The organism is Pseudomonas sp. PGPPP1, assembly GCF_002255865.1.
Lineage (GTDB): Bacteria > Pseudomonadota > Gammaproteobacteria > Pseudomonadales > Pseudomonadaceae > Aquipseudomonas > Aquipseudomonas cremoris.
The window spans coordinates 22,496-36,931 of sequence record NZ_NKIG01000012.1; the positions used below are offsets into that span (position 1 = coordinate 22,496).

The following is a 14,436-nucleotide window of genomic DNA, read 5'->3' on the forward strand; positions in this document are numbered from 1 at the left end:
GAGTGAACAGGCGCGAATCAGGCCACGGCCAGGGGAGGGGGGCAAATTAGAAAGTCGCAGGACCTATCTAAAAATTGCGTGTTGGGTGGGCACGGATCACGTGCTTGATCTCCTGGAACGCCGCCAACCCCCACGGCCCCAGTTCACGACCAATGCTGCTCTGCTTGTAACCACCCCACGCGGTCTGCGGGAAGATCACCTGCGGTGCGTTGATCCACACCATCCCGGCCTGCAGCGCATTCGCCACACGTTCGGCGGTTTCGGTGTTGGCGCTGACCACGCTGGCCACCAGACCGAAATCACTGTCGTTGGCCAGGGCGATTGCCTCGTCCTCGGTGGCAAAACGTCTGACACACAACACCGGGCCGAAGATTTCTTCATTCCACAACGCGCTGTCCAGCGGCACGTCGGTAAACACCGTTGGCCGAATGAAAAAGCCGTTCGGCAAATCCGCCGGACGCTCACCGCCGCACAACAACCGTGCACCGTCATCGATGCCTCGTTGGATATGACCCAGCACCCGTTGGTACTGCGCACGATTGATCAGCGCGCCCATCTCAACATCGTCGGCAAACGGATCGGCGACGCGAATACTTTCCGCCCGCGCTTGTAACCGTTGCAGGAATTCATCTGCCAGGTTGTCGGCCACCAGCACACGACTGGTGGCGGAACACATCTGCCCCGCGTTGAAGAAACCACCGCCGCAGGCCAGTTCCACTGCCAGATCAAGGTCGGCATCGGCCATGACCAACAACGAGGATTTACCGCCCAACTCCAGGCTCACACCCTTGATGGTTTCGGCGGCGCGTTGCATCACCTGCACGCCGACGGCGTTACTGCCGGTGAAGGAAACCTTCGCCACGCGAGGGTCTGCCGCCAGCGGTGCACCCACGGCCAAGCCAGTGCCGCACACCAGGTTGAACACACCTGCAGGGAAACCCGCCTCGGCAATGATGCGTGCCAACTGCAGTTCGGCCAGCGGCGTGACTTCCGAGGGCTTGAGCACCACGCAGCAACCGGCGGCGAGGGCCGGGGCGAGTTTCCAGGCGGTGGTGACCATCGGGAAATTCCACGGCACGATCAGCCCGACCACGCCGCAGGGCTCACGACGCAAGCGCGCGCTGAAGTCCGCGCTGGGCAGCGTCACTGGCTGGTCCTGGCTGGCGTCCATCGCTTCGGCGATGCCGGCGTAGTACTCGAAAGTGGCGATTACGTCGTCCACGTCAATGCCTGCTTCAAACAGCGGTTTGCCGTTGTTGCTCGACTGCACGTGCATCAATTGTTCGCGTTGTTCACTGACGCCCTGGGCGACCTTGCGCAACAGCGCGCCGCGATCGCGCCCGGTGCTTTTTGACCAGTCGCCGAACGCGGCGCTGGCTGCATCCACGGCCAGCGTCACCGCCACGGCATCGCCCACGCTGACCTGGGCCAACGTCGCCTCGGTGGCCGGGTTGATCACGTCCAGTACAGCCTGGCCCGCACGCCACGTGCCATCGATATACACACCGTTCAATACTGTGCTCATGCCGCTACCTCTTTCATCCAAAGTCCCTGGTCGATTTCAATTAGCGTCGGCCCCTGGCGATCAGCCGCAGCCCGCAGTGCACTGCGCAAATGCTCGATGCCCTGGATGCTTTCGGCGGCGCACCCGAGTGCCTTGGCGACCCCGATAAAGTCTGGGGTGTAGATGTCTACGCCGACCGGTTCGATGGCGCGGTTGACCATGTATTTCTTGATCTCTTCGTAGCCCTGGTTATTCCACAACAACACGATGACCGGTGTGCGGGCTTCGACGGCGCTGGCCAGTTCCGGCAGGGTGAATTGCAGCCCGCCGTCGCCGATCAGGCACACCACCGGCTGCCCGTCACCACGCCCCAACCAGGCGCCGATTGCGGCCGGCAGCGCGTAGCCCAAGGTGCCGTAGCCGGTGGACGAGTTGAACCAACGGCGCGGGTGGTCGGGGTTCAGCGTCAGGTTGCCGCTGTACACCGGTTGGGTGGAATCGCCCACCAGCACGGCCTCGGGCAGTTCTTGCAGGACGGTGTTGAGGAACAGGGTTTGCGCGCGGGTGGCGGCGTCCCAGGCAGGCGTCAATTCGGCCCACAAACGGGCGACGCGTTGAGGGCCCCAACTGGCATCGCGAGCCGGTAATGGCGTGTTCTCAAACTCGGCCAAGAGGGCGGCGGCAGCGATCTGCGCGTCGGCCACCAGGGCGACGTGCGGCGGGTAGTTGCGCACTGTCTGGTCGGGGTCGATATCGATGCGCAGCAACGCGCCGGGAATCTCGAAACCGCCGGCGAAAGTCACGTCGTAGTCGGTTTCCGCCAGTTCGGTGCCAATGGCCAGCACCACGTCCGCTTCGGCCACCAGGGCGCGAGTGGCGACCAGGGTCTGGGTCGAGCCGATCAGCAGTGGGTGAGCCCCGGGCAGCATGCCTTTGGCGTTGATTGTCAGCGCCACTGGCGCCCCCAGGGTTTCGGCAAGACGAGTCAACTCAGGCGCCGCATCAATGGCGCCGCCACCGGCCAGGATCAATGGCCGCTTGGCCGCCGCCAGCAACTGGCTCATCTGCTTCACCGCCGACGGTGCTGCGCCGGCACGGGCCACGCTGACCGGTTCACTGCCCAGCAACGCGTCGGCGTTTTCCACCAGCACATCCAGTGGAATCTCGATATGCACCGGGCGCGGCCGCCCGGCCTGGAACAACGCAAACGCCCGCGCCAATACGCCGGGCAATTCTGCCGCCGACATCAAGGTATGGGAGAACGCCGCGACACCCGCCATCATCGCGCCCTGGTTCGGCAGCTCATGCAGCTTGCCGCGTCCGCCGCCCAACTGGCTGCGCGACTGCACGCTGGAAATCACCAGCATCGGGATCGAGTCGGCATAGGCCTGGCCCATGGCCGTGGTGATATTGGTCATGCCGGGGCCGGTGATGATGAAGCACACGCCGGGCTTGCCGCTGGTGCGCGCATAGCCGTCGGCCATGAAGCCGGCGCCCTGTTCATGGCGCGGGGTGACGTGACGGATGCTGGAACGGGCCAGGCCGCGATACAGCTCCACGGTGTGCACGCCGGGGATGCCAAACACCTGGTCCACGCCATAGCCTTCCAGGAGGTTGACCAATACTTCGCCGCAGGTCGCCATAGATGTCGCTCTTGTTATTGATTCGAGGCGGTATTGGACCGGCTGGCCGGTAGCGGCAACAATCGATAAAAAGTCATACTAGCCATGTCCTCACGTCATGGCTGCGCCCTATGAAACGCCTCCCTCCATTGCCTGCGTTGCACACCTTCTGGGTCACTGCCCAGTGTTGCAACTTCACCCGCGCCGCCGAGCAATTGCACATCACCCAAGGCGCGGTGAGCCGGCAGGTTGCCGGGCTGGAAAGCCACCTGGGCTACGCGCTTTTCCATCGTCAGGCACGGGGCTTGAGCCTGACCGAAGAAGGCCGCGAGTGGTCGCTACGTACGCAACAGGTTTTCGGCCTGATCGGTGACGCGGTGGAGCAGATCGGCAGTCGCCGCCAGACCCTGCAGCTCAAGGCCTCCACCTGCGTCATGCGCTGGCTGCTGCCACGCTTGATGCAATGGCAAAAGGAGCGCCCGGACGTGCCGGTGGAACTCACCACCACCGTGGCCTACACCGTGGATTTTCGTCGCGAGCAATTCGACGCCGCAGTCATCTATGCGCCCATCGCTGAACAATCGGCCGAAGCGCGGCACTTGTTTGATGAACAACTCACACCGGTTTGCGCACCGGCGTTGCTCGACGGTTTGGCCAGCCCGGCGGACTTGCAGCAACAAGTGCTGCTGCACCCCACGCGGGATGAGCGGGACTGGGCGTTGTGGCTTGCGGCGGCGAATACGCGGCTGGGCAATTTGGCCCAGGGACATCATTTTGAAACGCTGGACCTGGCCATGACGGTGGCGTCCCAGGGTTCAGGCGTGGCGATTGGCGACAGTGCGCTGATTGGCGAGGATTTGAAGGCGGGGCGGCTGGTGATGCCGTTTGAACTGCGGGTGCCGACGGGGATGGGGTATTACTTGGTGTATCCGCCGGGGACGCAGCCGTCGCAAGAGCTTGAGGCTCTGATGAATTGGCTCGTGAGCCAAGCACAACAGCCGTGAAATCGAAGAACCCAATGTGGGAGCGGGCTTGCTCGCGAATGCGGTGGATCAGTCAGTAAATCTTTATCTGACACACCGCTTTCGCGAGCAAGCCCGCTCCCACAGTTTTTACCGAGTCGTGTCAGTAGCCCACGGTGAAACGCTGGCGCGGGTGCTTTGGCGATTCAACTTCATCGATCAGCGCGATGGCGTAGTCGGCAAAACTGATCCAGCTGCGACCTTCACTGCTCACCAGCAAATCATCCTGGCCCACACGGAATTTACCGGTGCGCTCGGTTTCCACAAATTCCGCCGACGGCGACAGGAAGGTCCAGTCCAGCTCCTTTTCCTGGCGCAATGCGTTGAGAAACTCAGCACCCGCACTGGCTTCGGCTTTGTATTCGGCAGGAAAGCCGGGGCTGTCGATTACGCGACTGCCATCTGGCAGCAACAGCGAGCCCGCACCGCCCACCACCAGCAAGCGTTTCACACCGGCCTTTTTCACCGGGCCGATCACGGCGCTGGCGGGCAGGGTGGCAAAGTGCGCGGCACTGATCACCACATCGCTGCCGCTGACGGCGTGTTGCAGGGCCTCGGCATCCAGCGCGTCGGCTTGTTTGACCGTGACGCCAGGGCGTGCGGCGATCTTGTCGGTATTGCGTGCGATAGCGACAACGCTATGCCCACGACGCAGCGCTTCTTCCAGCAGTTGGCTACCGGCACGGCCGGTGGCACCAATGATTGCAATCTTGCTCATGACGTTCTCCAGTTAGTCAGGGTTTAAAACCATTCACCACTTCATTTCGCCCTTGGCGACTTTGGCGCTCAGTTCCAGCGAACTTTCGTCGGCGAGGGTGGGGTAACGCTTTTTCATGGCCGCGATCAGGGCGGCGGAGTCCTTGGCCTTGGCGGTCTCGATATCAAAGGCCTTGATGTAATCGGCAGTGAACGCCACGGAGGCCAAGGTGGGCGTGCCCAGGTAGTGACCTGGAACGACTGTGCGCGGTTTCAATTGCTGGATGCGTTGCAGTGTAGCCAGCCAATCCTTATGGGATTGGGCGCTTTGGGTGTCGGCCATCCACAGGTGGATGTTTTGCGAGACGACCACGCCACCGACCACGGCCTTGATCGACGGGATCCACACAAACGTGCGATCCGGCTGCGGGCCGTCCAGGCCGATCACGTCCAACTGCTGGCCTTCCAGAGTCAGGCTGTGACCTTCGAGCACGTCGGGCACGATGGTTTTGGCGGGCTTGTCGGCGCCCATTTTCGGGCCCCAGAACTCCAGTTTGCCGGCCACGGTTGCTTTGATGTGGTCAACCACCGGTTGCGGTGCCAGCACCTTTGCATCGGGGAAGGCGGCGGTCAGGGTGTCGAGGCCGAAGTAGTAGTCCGGGTCGCCGTGGCTGATGTAGATGGTGGTGAGGTGCTTGCCGCTGGCGCGGATCTTCTGGACCAGTTGCTCGGCTTGACCCTTGCCGAATTGTGCGTCCACCAGTATCGCGTCCTTGGCGCCGCTGACCAGCACCGAGCTGACCGGGAAAATCGCGGCATCGCCAGGGTTGTAGACGTCCAATTTCAGGTCGGCCGCTGCCGCATGGGCCGCGAAGGCCAGGGCGGCGGTCGCCAGGGTCAAGCGCTTGAAAGTCGAAAACATGGGGCAGCTCCTGCCATCGCTAAGGGATGCACAGAGCTTAGTTGCACCAAACACAACTAAAAATGCGATGCTGGGACATAGTTTGTTTCTAAAATCGGGCAAATCATGGACCGTCTTCAAGCAATGCGCGTGTTTGTCACCGTGGTGGACCTGGGCAGCCAGTCTGCCGCTGCCGACCATTTGGACCTGTCGCGCCCGGTGGTGTCGCGCTATCTGGCCGAGCTGGAAGACTGGGTCGGCGCACGTTTGCTGCACCGCACCACACGCAAGCTCAGCCTCACCGCCGCCGGCGGCGAAACCCTGCCGCGTTGCCGCCAGATGCTGGAGCTGTGCGGTGACATGCAGGCCGCCGTCAGCGAGCCGGATGACGCACCGCGTGGCCTGTTGCGCCTGAGTGTCAGCACCTCGTTCGGCCAGGCGCAATTGGCCGAGGCCATCGCCGAATACGTCAAGCGCTACCCGCTGGTGACGGTTGACCTGCAAATGCTCGATCGCACGGTAAATCTGGTGGATGAGCGCATCGACCTGGCCATCCGCACCAGCAGCGACCTGGACCCTAACCTTATTGCCCGGCGGCTGACCGTCTGTCGCTCCGTGGTGTGTGCTACCCCGGCCTACCTGCTGGAGCATGCGGCGCCCCAGACAGTCGACGACTTGGCTCGGCACAATTGCCTGACCCACTCCTACTTTGGCAAGAGCTTGTGGCATTTCGAAGAACACGGTGAACACGTGTCGGTGCCCGTGCACGGCAACATCACGGCCAACGAGGCCAGTACCTTATTGCGCGTGACCCTGGCCGGGGCAGGGGTGTCGATGCTGCCCAGCTACCAGGCCGGCGATTACATCCGCCGTGGCGAACTGGTGCGCCTGTTGCCTCACGCAGAGCCTCGGCAGATGAACATCTACGCGGTGTACGCCTCGCGCAAGCACATGCCGTCGGCACTGCGCAGCCTGCTGGATTTTTTGGTGCTGCGGTTTCCGGAGGAGCCTGGGTGGGACGTCGGTCTTTGAGCCGACATAAAGCGGTTGAATGTCGTCCGATAATGGCAACTCGCCGGGTCTGACCTATGCTTTAAACAGCACTGTTTAGATCCGTGCTGAGGTCTGTGCCATGACTCTAAAAATTAGAAAGTACCTGATGATTTTCATCCTAAGCGCCTTGGCCACTGCGCTGTACGGCACTGCCGCCTACCGTGTCGAACAGACACGTCTGCAGCCGACGGCGTTCGCGATCAGCTGCCATCAGGACCAATGCGTTCCCCGTACCGGCAGTTTCAGCGCACTCAGGTAGCCGACTGTTCGGCCTTGAGTTGCTCACGAAACGCCTTGGGCGAGAACCCGACCCGTCGACGAAACAGACGGGAGAAGTTGGTCGGGTCGGAAAAACCCAAAACCTCCGACATCTCATTGATGGTCATGCCTGTGTAGGTCAGCAGGCGCTTGGCTTCCAGCAACTGGCGGTCATGCATGATCTGCAACGCGGGCTGCCCGCCCAGTTCCCGACACGTCCCGTTCAGGTGTGAGACCGAGATACCCAGCTTGTGGGCCAAATCCTCAATCTTGGGGTGTTCGCGGTAATGTTGTTCCACCAGTTGTGTAAAGCGTCGGAAATACTCGCGCCCGCGCGGGGCGCGTGGATGGCGACGCTGGATGGCCTGGCGGCTGATCCACACCAACAGCACGCTGACCAGCGCGTGCATCATCATGTCTCGTGCCGGTTGCTCATCGGCGTATTCGGCCTGCAAGCGGGCAAACTGGCTGTTGAGGTAGTCGCTGTCTTTGCCCGCCGGGTAACTGCCGAGTGCCTGCAAGCCGTCCACGGTCGAACCCAGCTGCGCCTGCAAATGGCTGACCAGCGGCGCCGACAAGGTCACCACATAACCCTCAACGTCTTCGGAAAACCGGAAACCATGCACGCACAGCGGCGGCAATACCTGCAGCGTCGCCTCGTGCAGTGTGGTGCGCTGACCTTCGATTTCCAACTGTGCCTGGCCTTTGTACACGAACAGCAACTGGCACAGATCCGCGTGCCGGTGGGGTTGGATTTCCCACTGGTATTCCCGACTCCGCCGGGAAATGGTTTCACAGTGCAACAAATCGGGGGTGGGCCATTGCTGGTTTTCCCCGTAAAGCTTGAAGACCGGAATCGCGGTTTTGGTCATGGTTTCAATCCGATACTCAGAGAGTGGTGCGGTAATCGCCCCAATTGGCAAAAAGCGCAGGCTTTGTCTCAGTTTTCACCTTCTTATGCCGGCCACTCAAGTGAAAAATGTCAGCAACAAGACCAATGACAACTCTTTCACCCTATCCGTTCGGGTGGAGCTTGCGGGCGATAAAAATAATGAAAACGCTGAAAACCCAAGTCGCCATTATCGGCGCCGGTCCATCGGGACTGCTGTTAGGCCAACTGCTGCACAACGCCGGGATCGAGACGTTGATCCTTGAGCGCCAGACCGCTGATTACGTGCAAGGCCGCATCCGCGCCGGGGTGTTGGAACAAGGCATGGTCAACCTGCTGCGCGAAGCGGGCGTCAGCCATCGCATGGATGCTGAAGGCCTGGTGCATGACGGCTTCGAACTGGCCTTGAACGGTCGCCTCACCCACATCGATCTCAAGGCGTTGACCGGCGGCCAATCGGTCATGATCTACGGTCAGACCGAAGTCACCCGCGACTTGATGGCCGCCCGTGCTGCCGCCGGCGCCACCACCCTGTACGAAGCGCGCAACGTGCAGCCCCATGATCTGAAAAGTGATCGACCCTGGCTCACCTTCGAGCATCAGGGCCAAGCCTTTCGCCTGGAGTGTGACTACATCGCCGGTTGCGACGGCTTCCACGGCGTGGCGCGCCAATCGATTCCTGCTGAATCCCTAGAAGTTTTCGAACGGGTCTACCCCTTTGGCTGGCTGGGTATTCTCGCCGACACCCCGCCGGTGCACGCCGAGCTGGTGTACGCCAAACACTCGCGTGGCTTTGCGCTGTGCAGCATGCGCTCGCCGACCCGCAGCCGGTATTACCTGCAAGTGCCGGTGGAAGAACCCCTGGATGAATGGTCGGACGAGCGTTTCTGGGACGAGCTGAAAACCCGCCTGCCCAACGAACTGGCCGAGCAGTTGGTGACCGGTCCCTCGATCGAAAAAAACATCGCGCCGCTGCGCAGTTTCGTGGTGGAACCGATGCAATACGGGCGCCTGTTCCTGCTCGGGGACGCGGCGCACATCGTGCCGCCTACGGGCGCCAAGGGCCTGAACCTGGCAGCCAGTGATGTGAGCACCCTGTATCGCATCCTGCTCAAGGTGTACCGCGAGGGGCGGGTGGAGTTGTTGGAGCGTTATTCAGCGATTTGCCTGCGCCGGGTGTGGAAGGCTGAGCGATTTTCCTGGTGGATGACCTCGATGTTGCACCAGTTTCCGGAGGCGGATGGTTTTAGCCAGCGCATTGCCGAGAGTGAACTCGATTACTTCATCCACTCCGAAGCAGGCCGTAGGACCATTGCCGAAAATTACGTAGGACTTCCTTACGAGGCTATTGAATAGCCTGCTATCGTATCGAGCATTCCCGCGGGCCATCTGTACCTGCGGGCCCCGCTCGAAGGTTTTATCGTGAATCAGCCCGAACATCATCTGCCCAAGTCTCCCGCTCCACCGGTCCCTGCTGTGCGCAGCATCCTCGCTGCGCTGATGCTGGCCATCTTCCTCGGCGCCCTGGACCAGACCATCGTCGCGGTGTCCATGCCGGCCATTTCCGCCCAGTTCCATGACGTCAACCTGCTGGCCTGGGTGATCTCTGGCTATATGGTGGCGATGACCGTGGCGGTGCCGATCTACGGCAAGCTCGGTGACCTGTACGGGCGTCGGCCGATGATGCTGATCGGCATGGGGCTGTTCACCGTGGCGTCGTTGTTCTGCGGTATGGCGCAAAGCATGGAGCAACTGGTGCTGGCGCGGGTGCTGCAGGGCGTTGGTGCGGGCGGGATGATCTCGGTCAGCCAGGCGATCATCGGCGACATCATCCCACCCCGTGAACGCGGGCGTTACCAGGGTTATTTCAGCGGCATGTACGCACTGGCCAGTGTGGCCGGGCCGGTGCTTGGCGGTTATATGACCGAGTACCTGTCGTGGCGCTGGGTGTTCCTGATCAACCTGCCTTTGGGCGCCGGCGCCTGGTACGTGGCCCACCGCACCCTGGTGGGGCTGCCGGTGCCGCAGCGCAAACCGGTGATCGATTACCTCGGCACGGTGTTGATGATTATCGGCCTGACCGCCTTGCTGTTGGGCATCACTGAAATTGGCCAGGGGCATCATTGGCGTGATGATCAAGTGCTGGGCCTTCTGGCCTGTGGGCTGGTGGCATTGGCGCTGTTTGTCTGGCACGAACGCCGCGCACGTGAGCCTTTGTTGCCGATGCATCTGTTTGCCAACCGCAGTGCGGTGCTGTGCTGGTGCACGGTGTTTTTCACCAGTTTCCAGGCGATTTCCCTGACGGTACTGATGCCTCTGCGTTATCAGACAGTTACCGGCGGCGGTGCTGACAGCGCCGCCTTGCACCTGCTGCCCTTGGCCATTGGGTTGCCGATTGGGGCGTATTCGGCTGGGCGCATGACGTCGGTGACGGGACGCTATAAACCGATGATCCTCAGCGGTGCACTGTTGAGCCCGCTGGCGATCCTGGGCATGGCGTTCAGTGCACCCCAGGCGGTGCTGCTGACCGGCGTGTTCATGCTGCTCTGCGGGATCGCCGCAGGTTTGCAATTTCCTACGTCACTGGTGGGTTCGCAAAATTCGGTGGAACAACGCGACATCGGCGTGGCCACCAGCACCACCAATCTGTTTCGCTCCCTCGGTGGGGCGGTGGGCGTGGCGTGCATGTCGGCATTGCTGTTGGCACTGTTGCAGGATTCGAGTTTCTCGCACCTGGCCAGCGGCGCGCTGGTGGGCGAGGGCGGTTCCGGTAACGTGCTGCTCGATGGCCTCAACGCCGCGCCCGGTCCTGCGAAAGATGCACTGCGGGGGGAGTTGGCGGTGACGTTCCGGCATTTGTTGATGGTGAGTGCGGCGGTGTCACTGCTGGGGTTGGCGGCGGCAATTGCGATGCCGAACCGGGTGTTGCGTGGGCGTGAAGATAAGGCACGCTGACTGACACGCTCGAGATCCCAATGTGGGAGCCGGCTTGCCTGCGATGGCGGTTTCTCAGTTGGCACATTTGCTACTGATACACCGCCATCGCAGGCAAGCCAGCTCCCTCAGTCAATTGCATTTCAATTCAGGTCAGGGGCTGTAGTAGCCAACCGCAACCATGAAGTGCCCGGCCTTGCGCACGTACGCATGCTTGTTCTCGACCTTGTCGGTCACCGGGTTCTTCCAGCGGTACTTGTACTCACCCTGGTCCTGCTCGGCCATCAGCTTGAGAATCGGCTCACCCACCGGCTTGCCATCCGGGTCCTTGATCGTGCTGAAGTCGGTGTTGATCAACCGCAGGTTGGTGCCATGGGCCACGTAGCGCTGGGTGTCGAGGTCCACCACAAACACATACAGGTCATCCTGCAGGAAGCCCCCTTGCAATGAGTTGATCGCCTTGAGCGTGCCCGCTTCATCCTTGAGCAGCGCATCCGCCGCTTTATTGCGCAGCGCCCGTGCCTGTTCCGGGGTGGCCCGGGGCAGGTAGTAGCCCACCGCGAGGATGCGTTCGCCGACGCGCTGATAAAACACATGCTTGCGCTCGACCTTGCCGTCGTTCCAGTTCTGCCAGCGGTAGTCGGCTTGCTGGATGCCCTGGCCTTGCGGCACCTTGAGTGCGTCCTTGAACGACTGGCGCAGGTCCGGCCCCAGCACTTCGCTGACATCGCGACCGATCAACGCCGAGGAGGGCCCACCGCTGGCGAGCAGCACGCCCTGGGTATCGACCACGAACACGTAACGATCATGGTCGACAAACTCGCCTTGGCGGCTGAACGCGGCAAACGCCTTGTCGCCGTTGCTCTGGTAGTAGGCCAAGGCTTTTTCCAGCAAAGCCTTGGCCGCCGTGGCGTCCTGTTCCTGCGTACTGGCCGCGTGCACCTGGCTGAAACACAACAGCAGCAGCCAGGTGATTCGGAGCATTCCCTTCATGGTCCGTCCCTCGTTCTTGTTGGTGTGCCAAGAGCGTAGACCGCTGTGGCTCAGGGCGCCGCCAACCATTGATTGACGATGCCGGTGTAAACACCGGTGGCCACGCTCAGGTGCAACCACTGGTCGACGTAGCTTTTCCACGCCACATCATCGCGAGGCAGCAGGAACGCTTTTTCGCTGTACTGCATCTGCTGCTCAGGGTTGACCGCGCACAGCCCAGGCTTGAGCTTCTGCTGGTAACGCGCTTCGCTGGCGTCGGTGATCATCACGTCGGCCTTGCCCGCCAGCAGCTCGTCAAAGATGGTCACGTTGTCATGCAGGCGGATTTGCGCCTGGCCCAAGTGGGTGCGGGCAAACACTTCGTTGGTACCGCCCGCCGGTTCGATCACGCGCACCTGAGGCTGGTTGATCTGCTCCACGGTCTGATAGCGCTTCACATCGGGGCAGCGCACCAGCGGGATCTTGCCGTCGACGCCGAGGGACTGGCTGAAAAAGGCTTTTTTCTGGCGTTCCAGCGACACCGAAATACCGCCCACGGCGATGTCGCAGCGTTGGGCCAGGAAGTCCGGCATCAAGGTTTTCCACGTGGTAGGCACCCATTGGATCTTCGCGTTGAGGCTCTTGGCCAAGGACTCGGCCATGGCGATGTCAATCCCCTCATAACTGCCATCGGCCTTTAAAGCGGTGTAAGGCTTGTAGTCGCCGGTGGTGCAGACAGTGAGGGTGCCGCGCTGCAACACCGCGTCGAGGCGCGAAGGGGCGGCGTCGGCCAGGGCATTGGTGGCCAGGCTTGCCAGTACACAGAGGGCTAAAGGCGCTTTCATGCGGTCGGGTCCTTGGGGGCATGGTCGAGGGCGGTCATTATTTCCAGCTGCGCACGCGGGTGGCAAGGTGTGTCGAATGTTTAGCCGTGTTGCAACCAAACTCCGTCAACCCTGAATTTACCCACCTATCCAGGCGTGTGACGCTGGCAGGCATCTACCTCAGTGTGATCCCCGCATGGACGGCTCCCCCGACACTCATCCCGCGACACTGCCGTCCGCACTTGCGTTCTGGTCCTTGTTCCACTGCCGACACGCCCGCCCACCAGATATCTCTCTCCTACGTTGATCCACCCCCTGGATGACGCGCATTTGCGCGCCTGCCCGCCTCACACGTATGAGAATTCCCATGAGCGTTTTTGCTTGCCTGCACGAAGCCCAATCCTTTCTTGAGCAACACCCGGACATCGAGATGTTCGAGCTGTTTATCCTCGACAATAACGGCGTACCCCGTGGCAAGTTGCTGCACCGCGATGAACTGTTGGCGGTGTACGAAACTGGCCGGCCATTGCCCAGCACGATCCTGGGCCTGACCATCAATGGCGATGACGTCGAGAATTCCGGGCTAGTTTGGGACGTGGGCGATATCGACTGCCGTGCCTACCCGATCAGCGGCAGTCTGCAGCGCATGCCGTGGCGCCTGATTCCTACGGCGGCGGTGCAGGTGAGCATGCACCCGACAGAGGGGCTGCCGGCCACCATCGCCGACCCCCGGCATTTACTCGCCAAGGTGATCGACGAGCTCAAGGCCGACGGGTATTACCCGGTGATGGCGGCGGAACTGGAGTTTTATCTGCTCGACCAAAAGCCTGACAGTAATGGTCGCCCCCGACCGGCGCGGGACATGGACGGCGGGCGCCCACGCTCCACCCAAGTCTATGGCCTGCGCGAACTGGAACAGATCGAGCCGTTCCTGGCCGATCTCTATAGCGCGTGCAAACTGCAAGGCATCCCGGCACGTACGGCGATTTCCGAATACGCCCCCGGCCAGGTCGAGATCACCCTGGAGCACCGTGCCGACGCCCTGCAAGCGATGGACGAGGCAGTACGCTACAAGCGCCTGGTCAAGGGCGTGGCACATAAACATGGGATGACGGCCTGTTTCATGGCCAAGCCATTCGATGACCTGGCAGGCACCGGCATGCACATGCACGTGAGCCTGGCGGATGCAGCAGGGAACAACCTGTTTGCCAGCGAAGCCGCCGACGGCACGCCTTTGTTGCGCCAGGCAGTGGGCGGCATGCTCAGCACCTTGCTCGATTCGTTGCTGATGTTTTGCCCCAACGCCAACTCCTATCGCCGCTTTCAGACCAACAGCTACGCGCCTTTAGCGGCCACCTGGGGTGTGGACAACCGCACCGTCAGCCTGCGCGTGCCGGGTGGGCCGGCCAACTCCCGGCATATCGAACACCGTATCTGCGGCGCCGACGCCAACCCTTACCTGGCCGCTGCGGCGATCCTGGCTGGCATCCACCGAGGCATCCGCGAGCAGCGCGATCCTGGCGCGCCGGTAGAAGGCAACGGCTACGCCCAGGCCAAGGAATTACTGCCTACCGATTGGCTGACCACGCTGCGCGCACTGGAAGGCTCAAACTGGGCGCGGGATGCGTTCGGCAGCGAGTTCCTTGGCGTGTACCTGGCGGTGAAACGTGCGGAGTACCGCCAGTTTATGGGGGAGGTGGGGGAGCAGGATTGGCGGTGGTACCTGCATCAGGCATGAATGTGTTTCAAGGTAGCGGCGGC

General features: G+C 61.8%; 13 protein-coding genes. 6 read left to right on the plus strand and 7 right to left on the minus strand.

Annotated elements, in window-relative coordinates; all coding sequences use genetic code 11:
- Nucleotides 1–67: 67 nt before the first annotated feature.
- Both CFE47_RS15000 and CFE47_RS15005 read right to left on the minus strand, forming a co-directional pair.
- The gene (locus tag CFE47_RS15000; RefSeq protein WP_286838128.1) at nt 68–1,525 is read right to left on the minus strand and encodes an aldehyde dehydrogenase family protein; all 1,458 of its coding nucleotides are present in this window, start codon (nt 1,523–1,525) and stop codon (nt 68–70) included.
- Complete coding sequence (locus CFE47_RS15005; protein ID WP_286838130.1) at nt 1,522–3,147, minus strand: 5-guanidino-2-oxopentanoate decarboxylase; 1,626 nt, start codon at nt 3,145–3,147, stop codon at nt 1,522–1,524. The genes CFE47_RS15000 and CFE47_RS15005 overlap by 4 nt, the downstream gene beginning before the upstream one ends.
- A gap of 110 nt (nt 3,148–3,257) precedes the next feature.
- On the opposite strand from CFE47_RS15005, the gene CFE47_RS15010 reads away from it, so the two are divergent.
- Nucleotides 3,258–4,130, plus strand: coding sequence for a LysR substrate-binding domain-containing protein (locus CFE47_RS15010; protein ID WP_286838133.1), 873 nt, complete (start codon nt 3,258–3,260; stop codon nt 4,128–4,130).
- 121 nt (nt 4,131–4,251) lie between these two features.
- On the opposite strand, the gene CFE47_RS15015 is transcribed toward CFE47_RS15010, so the two are convergent.
- The gene (locus CFE47_RS15015; protein ID WP_286838135.1) at nt 4,252–4,866 is read right to left on the minus strand and encodes an NAD(P)-dependent oxidoreductase; all 615 of its coding nucleotides are present in this window, start codon (nt 4,864–4,866) and stop codon (nt 4,252–4,254) included.
- A 33-nt stretch (nt 4,867–4,899) separates the two neighbouring features.
- Nucleotides 4,900–5,766: an MBL fold metallo-hydrolase gene (locus tag CFE47_RS15020; protein WP_286838137.1), complete on the minus strand. Its 867-nt coding sequence runs from the start codon at nt 5,764–5,766 to the stop codon at nt 4,900–4,902.
- 105 nt (nt 5,767–5,871) lie between these two features.
- Here CFE47_RS15020 and CFE47_RS15025 point away from each other — a divergent pair, with 105 nt between their 5' ends.
- On the plus strand, nt 5,872–6,777 hold the full coding sequence (locus CFE47_RS15025) for a LysR family transcriptional regulator (protein WP_286838139.1): 906 nt from the start codon (nt 5,872–5,874) through the stop codon (nt 6,775–6,777).
- 100 nt (nt 6,778–6,877) lie between these two features.
- On the plus strand, nt 6,878–7,057 hold the full coding sequence (locus CFE47_RS15030) for a hypothetical protein (RefSeq protein ID WP_286838140.1): 180 nt from the start codon (nt 6,878–6,880) through the stop codon (nt 7,055–7,057).
- Here the strand turns inward: CFE47_RS15030 and CFE47_RS15035 are convergent.
- A complete protein-coding gene (locus tag CFE47_RS15035; RefSeq protein WP_286838143.1) occupies nt 7,050–7,928 on the minus strand; it encodes a helix-turn-helix domain-containing protein in 879 nt (292 codons plus the stop codon). The two genes, CFE47_RS15030 and CFE47_RS15035, sit on opposite strands and share 8 nt — an antisense overlap.
- Before the next feature lie 188 nt (nt 7,929–8,116).
- On the opposite strand from CFE47_RS15035, the gene pobA reads away from it, so the two are divergent.
- Nucleotides 8,117–9,301, plus strand: coding sequence for a 4-hydroxybenzoate 3-monooxygenase (gene pobA, locus CFE47_RS15040; protein ID WP_286838251.1), 1,185 nt, complete (start codon nt 8,117–8,119; stop codon nt 9,299–9,301).
- A gap of 144 nt (nt 9,302–9,445) precedes the next feature.
- Complete coding sequence (locus CFE47_RS15045; protein WP_233081541.1) at nt 9,446–10,900, plus strand: MDR family MFS transporter; 1,455 nt, start codon at nt 9,446–9,448, stop codon at nt 10,898–10,900.
- A gap of 132 nt (nt 10,901–11,032) precedes the next feature.
- Here the strand turns inward: CFE47_RS15045 and CFE47_RS15050 are convergent, their stop codons facing one another.
- Complete coding sequence (locus CFE47_RS15050) at nt 11,033–11,872, minus strand: cache domain-containing protein (RefSeq protein ID WP_286838144.1); 840 nt, start codon at nt 11,870–11,872, stop codon at nt 11,033–11,035.
- A gap of 50 nt (nt 11,873–11,922) precedes the next feature.
- On the minus strand, nt 11,923–12,696 hold the full coding sequence (locus CFE47_RS15055; RefSeq protein WP_286838146.1) for a transporter substrate-binding domain-containing protein: 774 nt from the start codon (nt 12,694–12,696) through the stop codon (nt 11,923–11,925).
- Between the two features lie 346 nt (nt 12,697–13,042).
- Between CFE47_RS15055 and CFE47_RS15060 the strand changes: the two genes are divergently transcribed.
- Nucleotides 13,043–14,413 carry a glutamine synthetase family protein gene (locus CFE47_RS15060; protein WP_286838148.1) on the plus strand — a complete coding sequence of 457 codons (1,371 nt, stop codon included), beginning with the start codon at nt 13,043–13,045 and terminating at the stop codon, nt 14,411–14,413.
- The last annotated feature ends 23 nt before the right edge of the window (nt 14,414–14,436 follow it).